Source organism: Staphylococcus sp. KUGN1 (assembly GCF_045984185.1).
In the GTDB taxonomy this organism is placed as follows: domain Bacteria; phylum Bacillota; class Bacilli; order Staphylococcales; family Staphylococcaceae; genus Staphylococcus; species Staphylococcus warneri_A.
The window spans coordinates 1-353 of the sequence record NZ_JBJQIL010000024.1 but is presented as its reverse complement, the minus strand read 5'-3'; the positions used below and the strand labels follow the sequence as shown (position 1 = coordinate 353).

The window sequence follows — 353 nt, the reverse complement described above, 5'->3', positions numbered from 1 at the left end:
TCGTAACAAGGTAGCCGTATCGGAAGGTGCGGCTGGATCACCTCCTTTCTAAGGATATATTCGGAACATCTTCGTAGAAGATGAAGGAATAACATTGACATATTGTATTCAGTTTTGAATGTTTATATAACATTCAACGTGATGGGCCTATAGCTCAGCTGGTTAGAGCGCACGCCTGATAAGCGTGAGGTCGGTGGTTCGAGTCCACTTAGGCCCACCATTCATTTATTTGTACATTGAAAACTAGATAAGTAAGTAAAATAGATTTTACCAAGCAAAACCGAGTGAATTAGAGTTTTAAAGCTTGAATTCATAAGAAATAATCGCTAGTGTTCGAAAGAACACTCACAAGA

Annotated in this window: 1 tRNA gene; it reads left to right on the top strand. The window is 39.1% G+C overall.

From position 1 onward, the window contains the following. Positions 1–143: 143 nt before the first annotated feature. Positions 144–220 (top strand) — tRNA-Ile (locus tag ACJQQZ_RS12555). Positions 221–353 lie beyond the last annotated feature (133 nt).